Source organism: Bacillus nitratireducens, assembly GCF_036320425.1.
Classification (GTDB): domain Bacteria; phylum Bacillota; class Bacilli; order Bacillales; family Bacillaceae_G; genus Bacillus_A; species Bacillus_A nitratireducens.
Genome location: NZ_JAUMJO010000001.1, coordinates 1010401 through 1026671 on the forward strand (window position 1 = coordinate 1010401; position 16271 = coordinate 1026671).

General features: G+C 35.6%; 16 protein-coding genes and 1 other annotated feature. Of the genes, 5 read left to right on the forward strand and 11 right to left on the reverse strand.

Annotated elements, in window-relative coordinates:
• Positions 1-24 precede the first annotated feature (24 nt).
• Positions 25-708 carry an adaptor protein MecA gene (gene mecA, locus Q3V31_RS05355; protein WP_000402127.1) on the reverse strand — a complete coding sequence of 228 codons (684 nt, stop codon included), beginning with the start codon at positions 706-708 and terminating at the stop codon, positions 25-27.
• A 517-nt stretch (positions 709-1225) separates the two neighbouring features.
• On the opposite strand from mecA, the gene Q3V31_RS05360 reads away from it, so the two are divergent.
• Entirely contained in the window at positions 1226-1900 is a 675-nt protein-coding gene (locus tag Q3V31_RS05360; RefSeq protein ID WP_000362599.1) for a TerC family protein, read from the forward strand.
• 50 nt (positions 1901-1950) lie between these two features.
• Here the strand turns inward: Q3V31_RS05360 and spx are convergent, their stop codons facing one another.
• Positions 1951-2346: a transcriptional regulator Spx gene (gene spx, locus Q3V31_RS05365; RefSeq protein ID WP_000258267.1), complete on the reverse strand. Its 396-nt coding sequence runs from the start codon at positions 2344-2346 to the stop codon at positions 1951-1953.
• Positions 2347-2796: 450 nt separating this feature from the next.
• A complete protein-coding gene (locus Q3V31_RS30950; protein ID WP_406910695.1) occupies positions 2797-2997 on the reverse strand; it encodes a dithiol-disulfide isomerase in 201 nt (66 codons plus the stop codon).
• Between Q3V31_RS30950 and Q3V31_RS05370 the strand changes: the two genes are divergently transcribed.
• A complete protein-coding gene (locus Q3V31_RS05370) occupies positions 2924-3127 on the forward strand; it encodes a hypothetical protein (protein WP_000559981.1) in 204 nt (67 codons plus the stop codon). The genes Q3V31_RS30950 and Q3V31_RS05370 overlap by 74 nt on opposite strands.
• A gap of 29 nt (positions 3128-3156) precedes the next feature.
• Here Q3V31_RS05370 and Q3V31_RS05375 read toward each other — a convergent pair whose 3' ends face one another.
• Positions 3157-4803, reverse strand: coding sequence for a peptide ABC transporter substrate-binding protein (locus tag Q3V31_RS05375; RefSeq protein ID WP_000727241.1), 1647 nt, complete (start codon positions 4801-4803; stop codon positions 3157-3159).
• A 352-nt stretch (positions 4804-5155) separates the two neighbouring features.
• Between Q3V31_RS05375 and Q3V31_RS05380 the strand changes: the two genes are divergently transcribed.
• On the forward strand, positions 5156-6601 hold the full coding sequence (locus Q3V31_RS05380; protein ID WP_002074941.1) for an MATE family efflux transporter: 1446 nt from the start codon (positions 5156-5158) through the stop codon (positions 6599-6601).
• Positions 6602-6704: 103 nt separating this feature from the next.
• On the opposite strand, the gene Q3V31_RS05385 is transcribed toward Q3V31_RS05380, so the two are convergent.
• The 7 genes from Q3V31_RS05385 to Q3V31_RS05415 form a co-directional block, all read right to left on the reverse strand.
• Positions 6705-7394 (reverse strand): hypothetical protein, encoded by a 690-nt coding sequence (locus Q3V31_RS05385; protein ID WP_001035554.1) that lies wholly within the window; start codon positions 7392-7394, stop codon positions 6705-6707.
• Positions 7395-7413: 19 nt separating this feature from the next.
• Positions 7414-7920 carry a matrixin family metalloprotease gene (locus tag Q3V31_RS05390; protein ID WP_329763061.1) on the reverse strand — a complete coding sequence of 169 codons (507 nt, stop codon included), beginning with the start codon at positions 7918-7920 and terminating at the stop codon, positions 7414-7416.
• 373 nt (positions 7921-8293) lie between these two features.
• Positions 8294-9229 (reverse strand): ABC transporter ATP-binding protein, encoded by a 936-nt coding sequence (locus Q3V31_RS05395; RefSeq protein ID WP_000166341.1) that lies wholly within the window; start codon positions 9227-9229, stop codon positions 8294-8296.
• Entirely contained in the window at positions 9222-10265 is a 1044-nt protein-coding gene (locus Q3V31_RS05400; RefSeq protein WP_000854345.1) for an ABC transporter ATP-binding protein, read from the reverse strand. Before Q3V31_RS05400 ends, Q3V31_RS05395 begins: the two co-directional genes overlap by 8 nt.
• Before the next feature lie 18 nt (positions 10266-10283).
• Entirely contained in the window at positions 10284-11300 is a 1017-nt protein-coding gene (gene opp3C, locus Q3V31_RS05405) for an oligopeptide ABC transporter permease (protein ID WP_000974094.1), read from the reverse strand.
• Complete coding sequence (opp3b, locus tag Q3V31_RS05410) at positions 11297-12226, reverse strand: oligopeptide ABC transporter permease (protein ID WP_000534165.1); 930 nt, start codon at positions 12224-12226, stop codon at positions 11297-11299. The genes opp3C and opp3b overlap by 4 nt, the downstream gene beginning before the upstream one ends.
• A 126-nt stretch (positions 12227-12352) precedes the next feature.
• Complete coding sequence (locus Q3V31_RS05415) at positions 12353-14008, reverse strand: peptide ABC transporter substrate-binding protein (protein WP_329762689.1); 1656 nt, start codon at positions 14006-14008, stop codon at positions 12353-12355.
• 319 nt (positions 14009-14327) lie between these two features.
• Here Q3V31_RS05415 and Q3V31_RS05420 point away from each other — a divergent pair, with 319 nt between their 5' ends.
• Both Q3V31_RS05420 and trpS read left to right on the forward strand, forming a co-directional pair.
• Positions 14328-14708: a DUF3899 domain-containing protein gene (locus Q3V31_RS05420; RefSeq protein WP_001044983.1), complete on the forward strand. Its 381-nt coding sequence runs from the start codon at positions 14328-14330 to the stop codon at positions 14706-14708.
• 105 nt (positions 14709-14813) lie between these two features.
• Positions 14814-15030: a binding site (T-box leader), on the forward strand.
• Between the two features lie 74 nt (positions 15031-15104).
• Complete coding sequence (trpS, locus tag Q3V31_RS05425; RefSeq protein ID WP_000110997.1) at positions 15105-16094, forward strand: tryptophan--tRNA ligase; 990 nt, start codon at positions 15105-15107, stop codon at positions 16092-16094.
• The last annotated feature ends 177 nt before the right edge of the window (positions 16095-16271 follow it).

Sequence of the window (16271 nt, forward strand, 5' to 3'; positions counted from 1 at the left end):
CGATTTCATACTATAGAAATCGGCCTACGTTTTAGAAGGAAAATGGTTACGAATTGTCTCAAGCGCATGCTCTTTCACAACTTGTTTTCCATACTCACTTACACGATGAATCGTTAAAGTAGATTCTTCCCCATATTCTAAAACAATACTTAAAATACGATCAATCTCTTCCTCATCATGTAGCACTTCATCGAATTCCACATATACATAATAGCGGTCCTCAAATGAATACAGTTCATCTTTTATATCTTCAAAAATTAGACGATGACTTAATGAAATTACATCTTCAAAATCATTAAACTTAATTAAAAAGCCAAACGTACCATCTTCATTAAAGTTTGTACCTGTCGGTTCTATTTCCTCTTCCTCTAATTCTTGCTGGAATAATGATTCGATTCCTTCATCTAAAGGAATATCTATAATTTTGTCTACACCTATTGGTAGTTCTAATTTTTGTCCATCCTTTGAAAGTTCTGCTTTCGTTACAAGTACTTCAATCCCTTTGTCGACTGCTTGCACTTGAATCCATAACGGTCCATCAATAAAGAAGTCATCATGATCGCGAGCTTCATCCATCATTTCCCAAAAGAGTTCTTCACTCCGTTCGCGGTCATACCAAATCTCTTCACGGTTAAACCCTCTGTCCTCTATATCAACGTACGTAATAAAAAATTTCATCGTATGATCGTTAATTCTTTCAATTTCCAAAATACAACTCTCCCTTCCTGTTTAGAATTGTTATGAAGGGATTCCCCACTCATATGACAAGTCAATAGATTCTCGTACTCTCATTTTATGATAAGATTCTCCAGAATGGAAATAAAATCGATTTATTTTACAAAAATAGTTATATACCTATCTGCATTCGGCTACTTACATAAACTGAAACTTTAATTAATGGGGTCTTTGCTCATCCACGTTGATTATTAGCCACACTAATCGGGCATTTACGGACAGGAAAGTTCAAAACTAACTACTTTGCTTTATAGCCGGATTTTGTGACGGAGTCTTACTACCCGCAGATAGTCGGCTAAATATCATTATTCCAATTCTCTGTTCACAAAAAATTTGGACATACATTTGCGTATTTCCCCGTACACTGTAATAAAGTGAAACTTCTATAAGAGAAGATTATTTAATCCCAAAGGCGCGGGATAAAAGCTAAACAAACTTTCTTCATCACATACATATCGCTTATTAAAACATCATAAACGGAGGCAGACGAATGGACTTAGAGTTTTTAACATCTGTACTAATGATCGTCGGTATCGATGTTGTACTAGGTGGTGATAACGCAATTGTTATCGCATTAGCTAGCCGAAATTTACCTGAATCAAAACGAAATAAAGCAATTTTGATTGGTACTATTTTAGCAATTGTGCTGCGAATTCTCCTCACAATACTAGCTGTCTATTTACTCGACATCCCATTTTTACAACTCATCGGCGGAGTTTTACTCACATTAATTGCAGTAAATTTACTAACTGATACTAACAACGATCTTTCTTCGATTCAAGGAAAAACGACTTTATTCCAAGCGGTGCGTACGATTGTATTCGCAGATCTCGTTATGGGGTTTGATAATGTTATTGCCATTGCGGGTGCAGCTCACGGAAGATTATTACTCGTAATAATCGGTCTACTCATTTCTATCCCGATTATCATTTGGGGCAGCAAACTTATTTTAATACTCATGGAACGTTTTCCGTTCCTCATTTTTTGCGGGGCAGCAGTTCTCGCCTATACAGCAGGAAAAATGATTACACATGAAGACAGACTTGCAACTTTTTTTCATAACAACCCAAGTTTCACGACAAGTATTCCTTACTTATTCATTTTCACCGTTTTATGCATCGGTATTATCGTCCAACGAGTTCGATTACGAAATGTGAAACATTAAAAGAAAACCTTCTACTATATAATAGGTAGAAGGTTTTCATATTATTATAATTAATTTACAAGACGCTGTGCTTCACGTAATTGGAACGTTCTTACTGTACGTGGTAAGAAACGGCGGATTTCGTCTTCGTTGTAACCTACTTGAAGGCGCTTCTCGTCAATCATAATTGGACGACGTAAAATCCCTGGATAGTCACGAATCATCTTATATAAATCTTGAAGTGGTAAAGACTCTAAGTTTACATTTAATTCTTGGAAAACTTTTGAACGAGTAGAAATAATCTCATCCGTTCCGCTTTCTGTCATACGTAAAATCTCTTTAATTTCCTCAATCGTTAATGGATCTGAGAAAATATTACGTTCTGTATAAGGAATATGATTTTCCTCTAGCCATAATTTCGCCTTTCTACAAGACGTACAGCTTGGAGAACTATATAATGTTACCATACAAAGCTCACTCTCCTTAAAGAGTACAAATTCTGTACTAATTACAGTTTAAATTTCTAACTTCCGCAATTTTTCGCGATAACTTGTCTTATAGTAAAGTAAAAAATCGCAATTCATGTAAGCAACAATAATTACTTTTAATAAGTAACTTCTATAATCATTATACAATAGTTTTTCCAAGAAATATACAGTAAATTTACTGCTAGTTGAGAAAACTTCTCCGTGTATTCCACTGCTATGTAACATGATTACACTCACTTTAACTGTCATCTAACAACAATCTTCAATCCTTTTGACACCTACTTTTTACAATATACTTCATGTTATATACGATTGTTTTTTCATAACATGAATCGCCTAAAGGAGAACGTTTTCTTACCTTTTCCCAATAATTCAATTGAGAAATGTAAGACCAAAAGCTAAAACAAAACAAGAACACTTGTTCTTATATTAACAAATCTCATCCCTCATGTCTATAAGATTTCTAAAATTAATCAAAATTTTTCTGACATTTCTTTCTTTTTCACCTTTTATCTCATACAATAAAAATACAGACAGGCAAAGGGGGAATTTGCATATGATTGCTTTTTTTACTGATTTTATCATTGTTGCTACCCTCATCATCGGAATAACAGCATTGATTGGTGTCATTACAAATAGTATCGGTGAAAAACTCTTTGGTGGAAAAGAAAAAATGAAGTTTGTTAACAAAAGTTTAGATGTACAATCTGGCTGGAATCAAGTTGGCGGAAAAGGCATTTATAAAAAGCGTACGTACTAAAAAAAGCAGGTAATCACCTGCTTTTTTTGTTATTTCTCTACTGATGCCCATTTGAAGCTTACTTCCCCGCCATATTTATGGTTGTACATATCTTTAATTGTTTCTCTTTGTAAATATGCTCTACCACGTTGATATACTGGAACAATCGCAGCATCATCAAGTAACATTTTTTCTGCTTCTAATAAGTTTTTCCAGCGAGCGTTTACGTCGCTTCCATCTTTCTTCGCTTTCATAATAATCTCATCGTACTTCGGATTAGAATACTTCATTTTATTTTGTGCCCCGTCAGTTACAAACATATCAAGATATGTAACTGGATCTGGGAAGTCTGCACTCCATCCAGAGAATGACATTACAAAGTCGCCCGCATCTTCTAATTTTAGTTTTTGCGCGAATGGCTGTTGTTTAATTTTCACTGTTAAGCCTGGTAAATTCTTTTCTAATTCACCTTTTAAATATTCACCAGTTTTCTTCGATAATTCAACATCTTCATTTAATAGCTCTAATTCAATTTCGTTTTTACCAAGCTCTTTTTTACCAGCTTCCCAATACTTTTTTGCTTCTTTTACATTTGGTTTTATAATATCTCCATTTTCAGCACGGAAATCTTTTTTATCCGGTCCTTTAATGAAATTGTCAGGAATTAATCCCGTCGCTGGCTTAGAACCGTTATTTAATAATGTATCAACGAATGGTTTACGGTCAAAACCAAGAGAAATTGCTTTACGAATATTTTTATTTGCTAAAGCTGGATCTTTTTGATTTAAGCGAAGGAAGAATACAGAAGTATCTTCTACCGTTTTGAAATCTGGTTTTCCTTTATATTTATCGATGAACTCTGCTAATAACGTCGCTCGATCGACTGCGTTTGTTTCATATAAATTAATTGGCGTAGACGTATCTTTTACAATATTAAAGTTTACTTCCTCAAGCTTCACTTCTTTATTGTCCCAATATGATGGGCTCTTTGTCATTTTGAAGCTACGTTCATGTTGCCAATCACTTAATGTAAATGGTCCGTTATAAAGTGTTGTATTTGCTTCTAAACCAAACTGTGCACCTTGCTCTTTCACATACTTTTCATTCACAGGATAGAAGATCGGGTAGACCATTAAATCAACAAGGTATGGAATAGAATTATCCAATTCTACTTCTAATGTATGATCATCAATCGCTTTCACGCCCAATTGATCTGGACTCATCTCTTTTTTATTAATTTTCTCAGCATTTTTTATATCGTACATAATATACGCTGATTTCGCAGCTGTATCTGGATTAATCGCTCTTTGCCATGCATACACGAAATCTTTCGCAGTTACAGGGTCACCATTTGACCATTTTGCATCTTCACGTAATTTGAATGTATATTTTTTACCGTCTTCTGACTTCTGGAATTCCTTCGCTACACCTGGCACTAATTTATCATCTTTACCAAGGCGGTATAGACCTTCCATCGTATTATTCATTACTTTTGAAGAAACTGCATCAGCTGATAACGCTGGGTCCATCGTTGGAATTTCTTGTGTTTCAATTAAATTAATAACTTGCTTCGCACCGCTTTTCCCGCTATCCCCTTTTGCGTTCGCTTGCGGTTCATCTTTTTGATAGCCACATGCCCCTAAAATCATGCTCATCGCTACTGTTGATGCTACAAAAACTGGTATCTTTTTTTTCATACTTCCACCCCTCCAAAAAATGTTAGCCCTTTCATTTTCAAACAGAAAGAAATATATATATGTTCTAATAATTCATATTATACACACAAATATAATCTTTGTATATTTATATTTCTATTTTATTAAAATTTTCTGTTAAAAAATAATCCCTTGAAAACGTTTCACATTGCTATTTTCCCTGACCAAAACGCCAAAAAACATTATTTTTATATTTTTCTAAATTATCAGAGAAAAATAAATTTTATATTCTATAATATTTTACGTATAATTATCCTTCTCTTATTAACATAAAATGGAGGTCTCTTCATATTAAAAGTATGTAGGTTAAAATGAGTGCAATGGCTATGAAAGTATGTTACGATACACTTTGCTAAAAATAGATATCGGTAAAGAGGGGACAGATATGACAGCAATTCACTCAAAAAGTGGGCCAACTGAGAAACTAAGTTTATTCCTATTAACATGGCCTATTTTTCTAGAAGTTTTTCTTTTTATGTTGATGGGGATCGCTGATACTTTTATGTTAAGTGCATTATCAGACGATGCTGTATCTGGGGTTGGTGCAGCGAATCAATATCTCCATATCGCTATTTTGGTACTAGAAGTAATCGGGAACGGCGCTGCAATCGTCGTATCTCAATACCTCGGTTCCAAACGTTTTATGGAAGCATCTAAAATATCAGCATTAGCCGTCACATTAAACTTAGTGGTCGGACTCGTTATAAGCGCTGCTTTTCTTTTATTTTCAAAACATATGATGATGGCAATGAATTTACAAGGCGATGTACTAATGTATGCACAAAGTTATTTATCCATCGTCGGAGGAGCTATTTTCCTTCAAGCTATTATTAACTCATTAGCCGCAATTATCCGTGTTCACGGCTTTACAAAGCAGGCAATGTTCGTTTCGCTTGGAATGAATATTATTCATATCGCCGGAAACTACGTACTTATTTTCGGGAAATTCGGTTTCCCTGAACTTGGTGTACAAGGGGCCGCGATTTCTTCCGCTGTCAGTCGACTACTGGCACTTATTGTGTTCTTCTGGTTACTATACCGCGTTATGGAATACCGTGTGAAATTACAATATTACTTCACTTTATCAAAAGAATACGTTGGCAAAATATTAAAGATCGGCATTCCATCTGCATTCGAACAAGTCATGTATCAAGCTTGTCAAATTGTCTTCTTATATTACGCAACATACTTAGGTACAGAATCATTAGCAGCAAGGCAATACGCTACTAACATTTCTATGTTCACTTATTTATTCGCTATTGCAATCGGTATGGGAACAGCAATTATTATCGGGCGCCTCGTTGGCGGTGGTGAAAAAGACGAAGCGTATGAACGCGTATGGAAAAGTGTAAAGTGGGCGATTGGTGTCACTTTATGTATGGTCGCTCTCGTTATTACATTCCGCACACAATTAATGGGACTATTTACAGATAATCCGCACATTATTACATTAGGTGCGTCAGTTCTTTTACTAAGTGTACTACTTGAAACAGGACGTACGATGAACATCGTCATTATCAATTCACTTCGTGCAGCTGGTGATGCAAAATACCCAGTTTTAATCGGTGCATTCTCTATGGTGTTAATGAGTTTACCACTCGGTTACTTTTTCGCCTTCCATTTAGATATGGGGCTCGTTGGTATTTGGCTAGCGATTGCTATTGATGAATGGACGCGTGCCATTATTATGTTCTTCCGCTGGAGAAGTAGAGCGTGGGAACGTTATGCACTTGTTAAACCAAATGAGCAAGATGAGAACGTTTCTGTTCAGGCGCAGTAACACTCCTTTAATCGAGATGAAGTCATTTTTAAATGAAATTTGCATTGGAGAGTCTTTAAATAGTAGAAAAAGCTGTTCCAACAAATTGTTGGAACAGCTTTTTTTAATTATACTTTTCAATTTCTATCTTCAATTCGTCAATGTTCTTATTAGAAATCGTATCCGATATTGTATGATCCAATTGATTTTTTAAAATATATGTTTGGTTATCTTGTTTCTTTTTAACACTTAATCTCTCTTCGTCTACATGTAATAAGTTTGACTGTAAATACGCTATATCATTTTCATCAAACATTATGGAAAATGGTTCAATTGCGCCAAAGTAATGATTCATATTTTCATCTTTTTTCAAAAATAACATGTATTTCTTCCCAATCTCCGGCTTTATATAAAGAGGGTCTTCATTTACAACCTTACTATTCGAATCATCGATTTCAATTTGTTCTGCGTATCGATAATTAATTTTCACTCTATCTTGTAAGGAGTCTCCTTTTAAAACTTCTTTTACGTTAAAATTGTATAAATGGCCCTCTACATAATTCTCCTGATCTTCTTGACTAATGTCTTGTGGATTACGCGCCATATTCCAAGTTGAATGAAAGCCATCATAATTGCCTATTGCAACTACATCGGCTTCCTTAACCATGTCTTCTAATCTACTTGTGGATGGAAAATCTTTAGTTATTACAATTGTTTTATCTTCGACTTCTCCAAAATAAATACTATATCCCCCTATACTTAAGCAAATTGCGAAAGGAACTGCCAACAAAATAAATTTCAATTTTTTATTCATTATATATCCCTCCTTACTTTCACTTATAAATTGCATTTACACCATTCACATCATCTTTTTGAGGAACATGCATTTTGGTACGATCTCTATCACTATTCATAATAGATGTCCCTGTATTATGATCGAGTCCTAATGCATGTCCTAATTCATGAACAGCCGTACTTTTAGCGACATTTGATTTCGTGATATTTGTATTACCTGCATTAATGTCTCCAGAAAACTTCGTAACAATTTTATTATTTAGTTGAACAATCATTCTTCCATAATATGTGGACGAGGATTCATACCACGAATTTAATGCGTGCACCGAAGATCCGTGATAAAAGAATTTGGCATTAGCTGCACTATTTTGCCAAGATGAAATAGCATCCTGCCAACCACTCTTTATTACACTGCTTCCCGATAAACGGTCACCCCATTTAAAACTTTGGGTTTTTGTCGATAATTTGTATCCTGTCTTTTCATACGCATTTGACACATTCAAACTACTACCTACTATGAATACTATTCCAATAGCGACGAACATCGAAATAATTTTTTTCAACAAATTACTTCCTCCCCATTATTTTTAATAGATACTCGTTCTCTTTCATGATTCTATAAATCTTTTCGTTTACTATATATACACAAACGCTTCTATTTCAAAAACACATCATGATGTATATCTACATATTAGTACTATCTCTTTCACCAATCAAAATAATAAAATCAGCTTTTCCTACTAAAAAAACACTTATTTTCTAGTCTCAAAATAGAAATAAACTTATAAAAAATTCTTTTTTATAAGTTTAGATTAAGTAACAACTATTGAGATAAACTAATTTTAAAGCAACTCTATCCTGTCATCCCTTCCATCAATAAAAAAGCCACTCTTCCGTAGCGGAAGAATGGCTTTTTTATTATTGATAAATCTCTTTATATTTCTTATACTCCGCTTCAGAACATAATACGAAATGTCCTGGGCGAATTTCACGCATTGTTGGTACTTCGCTACCATAATCATGCTGCGTTGGATCGTATACGATACGTTTACGATTGCGCTCATAATCTGGGTCTGGAAGTGGAATTGCTGATAGTAGTGATTTTGTATATGGATGCATTGGATTCTCATATAACTCTTCACTTGTTGTCAGCTCAACGATTTGACCACGGTACATTACACCAATGCGGTCACTAATGTATTTTACCATCGATAAATCATGGGCGATGAATAAGTATGTTAAACCTTTTTCTCTTTGTAACTGTTTTAGTAAGTTTACAACTTGCGCCTGAATCGATACGTCAAGTGCTGAGATTGGTTCATCCGCAATGATAAATTCAGGTTCTACAGCTAGCGCACGAGCGATACCGATACGTTGACGTTGTCCGCCTGAGAATTCATGCGGGAAACGGTTCGCGTGTTCTTTATTTAAACCAACTGTATTTAACAGCTCGTGAACACGGTCCATACGCTCTTTTTTGCCTTTTGCCAGTCCGTGAATATCAATACCTTCTGCAATAATATCCCCTACTGTCATACGAGGATTTAATGATGCATATGGATCTTGGAAAATCATTTGCATTTTACGGTTGAACTTCTTAAGTTCTGCGCGTGATTTTTTACCATGTACATTTTCACCATCGAACAACACTTCACCGGCAGTTGCATCGTATAAACGAATAATCGTTCTTCCAGTTGTTGACTTACCACAACCAGATTCTCCTACAAGTCCAAATGTTTCACCGCGGTAAATATCAAATGAAATATCATTAACTGCTTTAACAACACCACCACTCACATCAAAGTGTTGTTTCACATTTTTTACTTCAATTAATTTCTCACGTTGTTTAGTCATGTTGTTCACCTGCTTTCATTTGAAGAATACGTTTTTCAACAACTGCTGGTGGTTTTACTTCTGGTGCTTGCTCGTGAAGTAACCAAGTTGCCGCATAATGTGTATCACTTACTTTAAATAAAGGTGGTTCCATTTCAAAATCAATTTTCAGCGCCTGCGGGTTACGTGGTGCAAAAGCATCACCCTTTGGCGGTTTCAATAAATCAGGAGGCGTTCCTGGAATCGCATATAGTTCGTCCTCTGAACCATCTAAGCTTGGCATAGATGCGATTAAGCCCCATGTGTATGGATGTTTTGGATTGTAGAAAATTTCATCAACAGTTCCAATTTCAACAACTTTACCAGCATACATAACCGCAACTCGGTCTGCAACGTTTGCCACTACACCTAAATCATGCGTAATGAAAATGATTGCTGCTTCTGTTTTTTGCTGAATGTCCTTCATAAGTTCTAAAATTTGCGCCTGAATTGTAACGTCTAGCGCTGTTGTCGGCTCATCGGCAATTAATAATTTCGGATTACAAGCTAACGCCATCGCAATAACTACACGTTGTCTCATACCACCTGAGAATTGATGAGGATATTGTTTTAAGCGCGCTTCTGGATTTGGAATACCTACAAGGTCGATTAATTCTAAAGCAACTTTACGTGCATCTGCTTTACTCATCCCTTGGTGTTTAATAAGACCTTCCATAATCTGATTACCAATTGTCATCGTTGGATTTAATGATGTCATTGGATCTTGGAAAATCATCGCAATATCTTTACCGCGTACTTGCTGCATTTCTTTTTCTGTTAGTTTCGTTAAGTCACGACCTTCAAATACGATTTCACCGTTTTTAATACGTCCTGGAGGATTCGGAATTAATCCCATTAACGCTTTAGAAGTAACTGATTTACCAGAACCAGATTCTCCTACAATCGCTAATGTTTCTCCTTTTTTTAAATCAAAAGTAACGCCGCGTACAGCTTGTACTTCACCTGCATGTGTATCAAAGGAGACTTGCAAATCTTTTACCTCTAGCAATGTTTTCATTTTTACTTCTCCCCTCTTTTACTTACGCATTTTTGGATCTAACGCGTCGCGTAATCCGTCTGCCATTAAGTTGAATGCTAAGATTAACATACTGATGACAACCGCTGGGATGAACATCATATGTGGATACGTTTGAATTGATTTATAACCATCGTTTACAAGAGAACCAAGTGATGCGAATGGTGGCTGAATGCCTAGCCCGATGAAGCTTAAGAATGCTTCACCAAATACCGCTGTTGGAATTGTAAACATTGTCATTACGATAATTGGTCCCATTACGTTCGGAATTAAGTGCTTCACAATTAACTGTGTATTTGTTGCCCCTAATGTACGAGATGCTAATACATATTCTTGGTTTTTTAATTTTAGGATTTGTCCACGAACGATACGCGACATCCCTATCCAGCCTGTAATTGCCATCGCGAGTGTAATCGACCATATACCTGATCCCATAATGATTACCATTAAAATAACGATGATTAAGTATGGAATACCGTTAATAATCTCCATAATACGTTGCATAATATTATCTACTCTGCCGCCATAGAACGCTGAAATACCTCCGTATGCAACCCCGATTACTAGATCAATCGCTGCTGCTAAAAGAGCGATATATAATGATACACGTGTACCTTCCCATGTTCTCGTCCATAAATCACGACCAAGATCATCTGTACCAAACCAGAAGTACTCTTTAATATCACGTTTTTCATATTGGTCAACACCATATTGATCTGTACCGTCAAATGGTAGCCAATGAATATTTTCAATCACTGGAATTTTCGGTGGCATTTTCGCACGACCTAAATCCTGCTCTTTATAAGAATGCTTACTTACCATCGGTCCTATAATTGCTAGTAGTACAATAAGCATTAATAATACGAAACCAAACATTGCACCTTTATGTTGGAACAAACGTCTTCTTACATCTTGCCAAAACGTTAAGCTTGGACGGGCAATGACTTCATTATCAACATTACTTTGATTGGCTGGTTGAAATAAATCTGGAGATAATTTTTGTACATCTTTCATCATTTTTTCCCTCCCGCTAAACGAATACGAGGATCAATAATTCCGTATAAAATATCGACAATGAAAATAACTAAGATGAAGATCGCACTATAGAAAATTGTAGTTCCCATAATAACTGTATAGTCATTTACTGTAATCGATTTAACGAATTGTTCCCCAAGTCCAGGTACAGCGTAAATTTGCTCAATAACTAGTGTCCCTGTAATTAATCCTGCAACCATTGGTCCTAAAATTGTTACAACTGGAATTAATGCGTTACGAAGTGCGTGCTTGATAATGATAACGCCTTGGCTAATTCCTTTCGCTTTCGCTGTTAAAATGTAGTCAGCTTGCATAACCTCAATTAACTCTGCACGAGCGAAACGTGCGATTGTTGCGATAACTGCCATCGATAAGGCAATTGTAGGCATTACTGTAAACTCAGGTCCTTTCCAGAATGCTACCGGGAACCAACCAAGTTTTACCCCTACGAAATATTGTAGTAATGCGGCGAATACGAATGATGGTACCGACATCCCGAGTACGGAAATTATTGTCGCCCCGTAATCGACCCACGTATTGTTACGAAGTGCCGCAACGATTCCTAAAATTAATCCGATAAATGTTCCTAATATAATCGCTTGTAAACCAAGTTGTGCTGATGGTCCAATACGATCCACAATCATATCTGTTACTGGGCGGTTATCATATTGGAATGATACCCCTAAATCACCTTTTGCTAAGTTACCTAAGTAACGTGCATATTGAACTGGTACCGGATCATTTAAACCATATTTTTCAAGAATGATTTCTTTTTGTGCCGGTGATAGTTTCTCCTGGTTTTTAAGCGGAGAACCCGGAAGTAATTTCATCAAAAAGAAAGTCAGTGTAGTAATTAAAAATAATGTCAAAGCCATGTACACGAAACGTTTTAATACATAACGTCCCATAGTCAAGCACCTCCCCGTTTTTCTCAAAAGCAATAAGATAGTTTGAAATATTCTTACTTTTATTTTTTTAAAATAAGAGCACATGCCCATCATAGGCATATACCCTAGTAAACGATGGAAAAAAGATTATTTTTGTTCAACAGATGCCCATTTGTAAGTTAATTTACCACCATAGTTAATTGGGATAATATCTTTTACGGCACCTTTTACTACATACGCTGAACCTTTTTGGAAGATTGGAGTGATAACTGCATCCTCTTTAATTAACATCTTCTCTACTTCTAATAGGTTGTTCCAGCGTGCTTGTAAATCTTTTGTATCTGTTTTAGCTTTTAGAATTAACTCATCATATTTCTGATTAGAATATCCTGTTTTATTTTGAGAACCATTCGTAACAAACATATCTAAATATGAGATTGGATCTGGGAAATCTGGTCCCCAAATACCAAACGCAATATCATATTGCTGAGAATCTTCTAATTTATTTTTTTGTGCGAATGGCTGCTGTTTAATTTTAATCGATAAACCTGGTAAGTTCTTTTCCATCTCACCTTTTAAGAATTCACCAACTTTTTTCGCATCTTCATTATCAAAGTTTAAGAATTCTAGTTCGATTTTATCAGTGCCAAGCTCTTTCTTCGCTGTTTCCCACAGCTTTTTCGCTTCTTTTGGATTTATTTCAACTAAATTCCCATTTTCAGCTCGGAAATCTTTTTTATTCGGACCTTCAGCGAAATCTTTTCCAACAAATCCATAAGCTCCAATTGCACCGTTATTTAAAATAACCTTCGCAATATTATCACGGTCAAAGGACATTGAAATTGCTTTTCTTAAGTTTTTATTGCTTAAGTATTGATTACTTTGATTAAATCTTAGGTAAGCAACCCCTGCTTCTTTTCTTGTGTGGAATTCTGGACTTTGTCTAAACTTATCAACAAATTCTGAAGATAGAGCCGCACGATCAATCGAGTTTGTCTCATATAAATTTACATCAGTCGATGTATTTTTCACAATATTGAAATTTATTTCTTCGATTTTAACCGTCTTGTTATCCCAATATGATGGGTTCTTCTTAAATTGGAAGCTTTGTTCATGTTTCCAATCACTCATAACGAATGGCCCGTTATATAATGTTGTATTTGCCTCTAAACCAAACTTATCACCTTGTGATTTCACAAAGTTCTCATTTAGTGGGTAGAACACCGGATAAACCGTTAAATCAATAAAGTAAGGAACGGGATTGTCTAATTCCACTTCTAATGTATAATCATCAATCGCCTTTACACCTAATTGGTCAGCAGGTAATTCTTTTTTATGAATTTTTTCTGCATTTTTAATATCGAACATAATGTATGAATACGTCGCTTTTGTATCTGGATTTACTGCTCTTTTCCATGAATACACAAAGTCTTTCGCTGTTACAGGTTCCCCATTCGACCATTTCGCATCTTTTCTTAACTTAAATATGTATTTCTTCCCATCATCTAGCTTTTGGACATCTTCAGCAATCCCAGGCATTCTCTTTTGATCTTTGCCAGTACGATATAAACCTTCCATCGTATTATTTAATGCTGTTGAAGATGCAGAATCTGATGCTAACGATGCATCCATTGATGGAATTTCAGATAACTCTGTTAAATTAAGAATCTGTTTTCCGTTACTACTACTCGTAGCGTTTTCTTTTCCTTTTGCTTTAGCGTCCTCTTTCTGGTAGCTACACGCGCCAAGCAACATACTTGCAGTTAAAGTCGATGCAAGTAATAACGGTATCTTTTTCTTCATGTTGTGTTGCCTCCCCTAATTGCACTTCCTGTACCCTCACTTGTAGAAAAACAGAATTGAAAGAATAATCTCCAAGTTTCTACAATTTTCATTATACATATAATATGACGATTGTGAATATAGTTTTTTGTTTTTTTGTTAAAATTTTTAATAAATTATTTATTTTTTTATTTTTTTGTAAAGAAATACGTTAACATTGCTACCATCATCTTGAAATTAGGGCTTCAATTGCGTATAATTTTCAAAAAATTATTTATATTACTTATTATAACTTTTATAGTATAATAATTCTAGTAATATTTTGACGGAGGGGAATATTTTGAATAAAGTTTTTTTTCATACTTGTATACTATTTTTTGTAGCGATAATCGCTTCTAGTGTTGGCGCATTCCTCGTTTCATCTCAGTTTTTGTTGAATTTTGTCAACATCTCATTCTATATCTCATTGTTTTTTATTCTTATAGGTGGTTTTTTATACATATTTCAAAATGGATTTTTTAACGTAACAATTTACGCATTCCAAAGAGTATTTGGTACGAACAAAAAAATTGACTCTTTAATTGAAGAAGCAGAGGAACCTACCGATAAGAAAGAGCGTATTTATAAAACATATTCATTCAAATGGACGTATCCGATTTGTATTACTGGTATCGTACTTGGTATGTTCTCGACTCTCATTAGCTTTACTATTTTGATGTAGTTTGCAAACGCTATTCCATATGATATAATAATCAGCAAAACATTTTGTTATAAAACTTTAGTTCTTTCATATTAAAAGGGCTCAGTTAACAATAAATAATTTTATATGTATGCGATGATAAAGAAGAGTACATATTGAGGCAATTTCAGAGAGCTTGTGGCTGGTGTGAACAAGTAATTGTGCAATATGGAATGGGCTTTTGAGCACCAAACCGAACCGTAAGTAGTAGGCTTTGGCGTTATATCCAGACGTTATTATGGATCTGAGAGATTTCACAACAGTGAAATAATTAGGGTGGTACCGCGGTCCATTCGTCCCTATGTAATTTGGGATGAATGGGCTTTTTTGTATGCCTTCTCTTCCCTATCACACATTCAAATTTAGGAGGAATTACTTATGTCAGTTATCTTTTCTGGTATTCAGCCAAGTGGAACAATTACACTTGGAAACTATTTAGGAGCTATGAAGCAATTTACAGAGCTTCAAAACGAACACGACTGTTATTTCTGCATTGTAAACCAACATGCAATTACAGTACCTCAAGATCCAGTACAACTTCGTAAAAACATCCGCAGTCTTGCTGCACTATATGTTGCATGCGGCATCGATCCTGAAAAAGCTACTTTATTTGTACAGTCAGAAGTACCAGCACACGCTCAACTAGGGTGGATTATGCAATCAGTTGCTTACGTTGGAGAATTGGAGCGCATGACACAATATAAAGATAAAGCTTCTGGTAGAGATTCAGTTCCGGCTGGATTACTTACGTATCCACCATTAATGGCTGCTGATATTTTACTTTACAACACTGAAATCGTGCCGGTTGGTGATGACCAAAAGCAACATATGGAATTAACACGTGATCTAGCAGAGCGTTTCAACAAACGCTTCCGTGAAGTGTTCACAGTTCCTGAAATTCGCATTCCAAAAGTAGGCGCTCGTGTTATGTCATTAACAGAACCTACGAAAAAAATGAGTAAATCTGATCCAAATCCAAAATCAATGATTAGTATGCTTGATGAGCCAAAAACAATTGAAAAGAAAATTAAAAGTGCTGTAACTGACTCTGAAGGTATCGTGAAATTCGATAAAGAAAATAAACCTGGTATCTCTAACTTATTAACAATCTATTCTTCATTCTCTGGAAAAACAGTTGAAGAAATAGAAGCAATGTACGAAGGAAAAGGATACGGCGACTTCAAAGGCGACCTAGCACAAGTAGTCGTAGAAGCAATTCGCCCAATCCAAGACAAATATAACGAACTAATCAGCTCCCCAGAACTAGACGAAATTCTAGACAAAGGTGCAGAAAAAGCAAACCGCGTTGCATTCAAACAACTACGCAAAGTAGAAAACGCAATGGGATTAAGTAGAAAACGTAGGTAACTTATAAAGCGGAGGCGACTGCTTAGCCCTGACGGCTAAGGTTCTTTCCCACAGAAGGTGCTTTTTACCTTCTCGTGGGGAAGGTTCTTAGACGCGAAGGGCTAGGAGCCGGAGCTGGATTTCTATATAAAGCGGAGGCAGCTCGTTCAGCTCTGACTGGCTAAGGTTCTTTCCCAC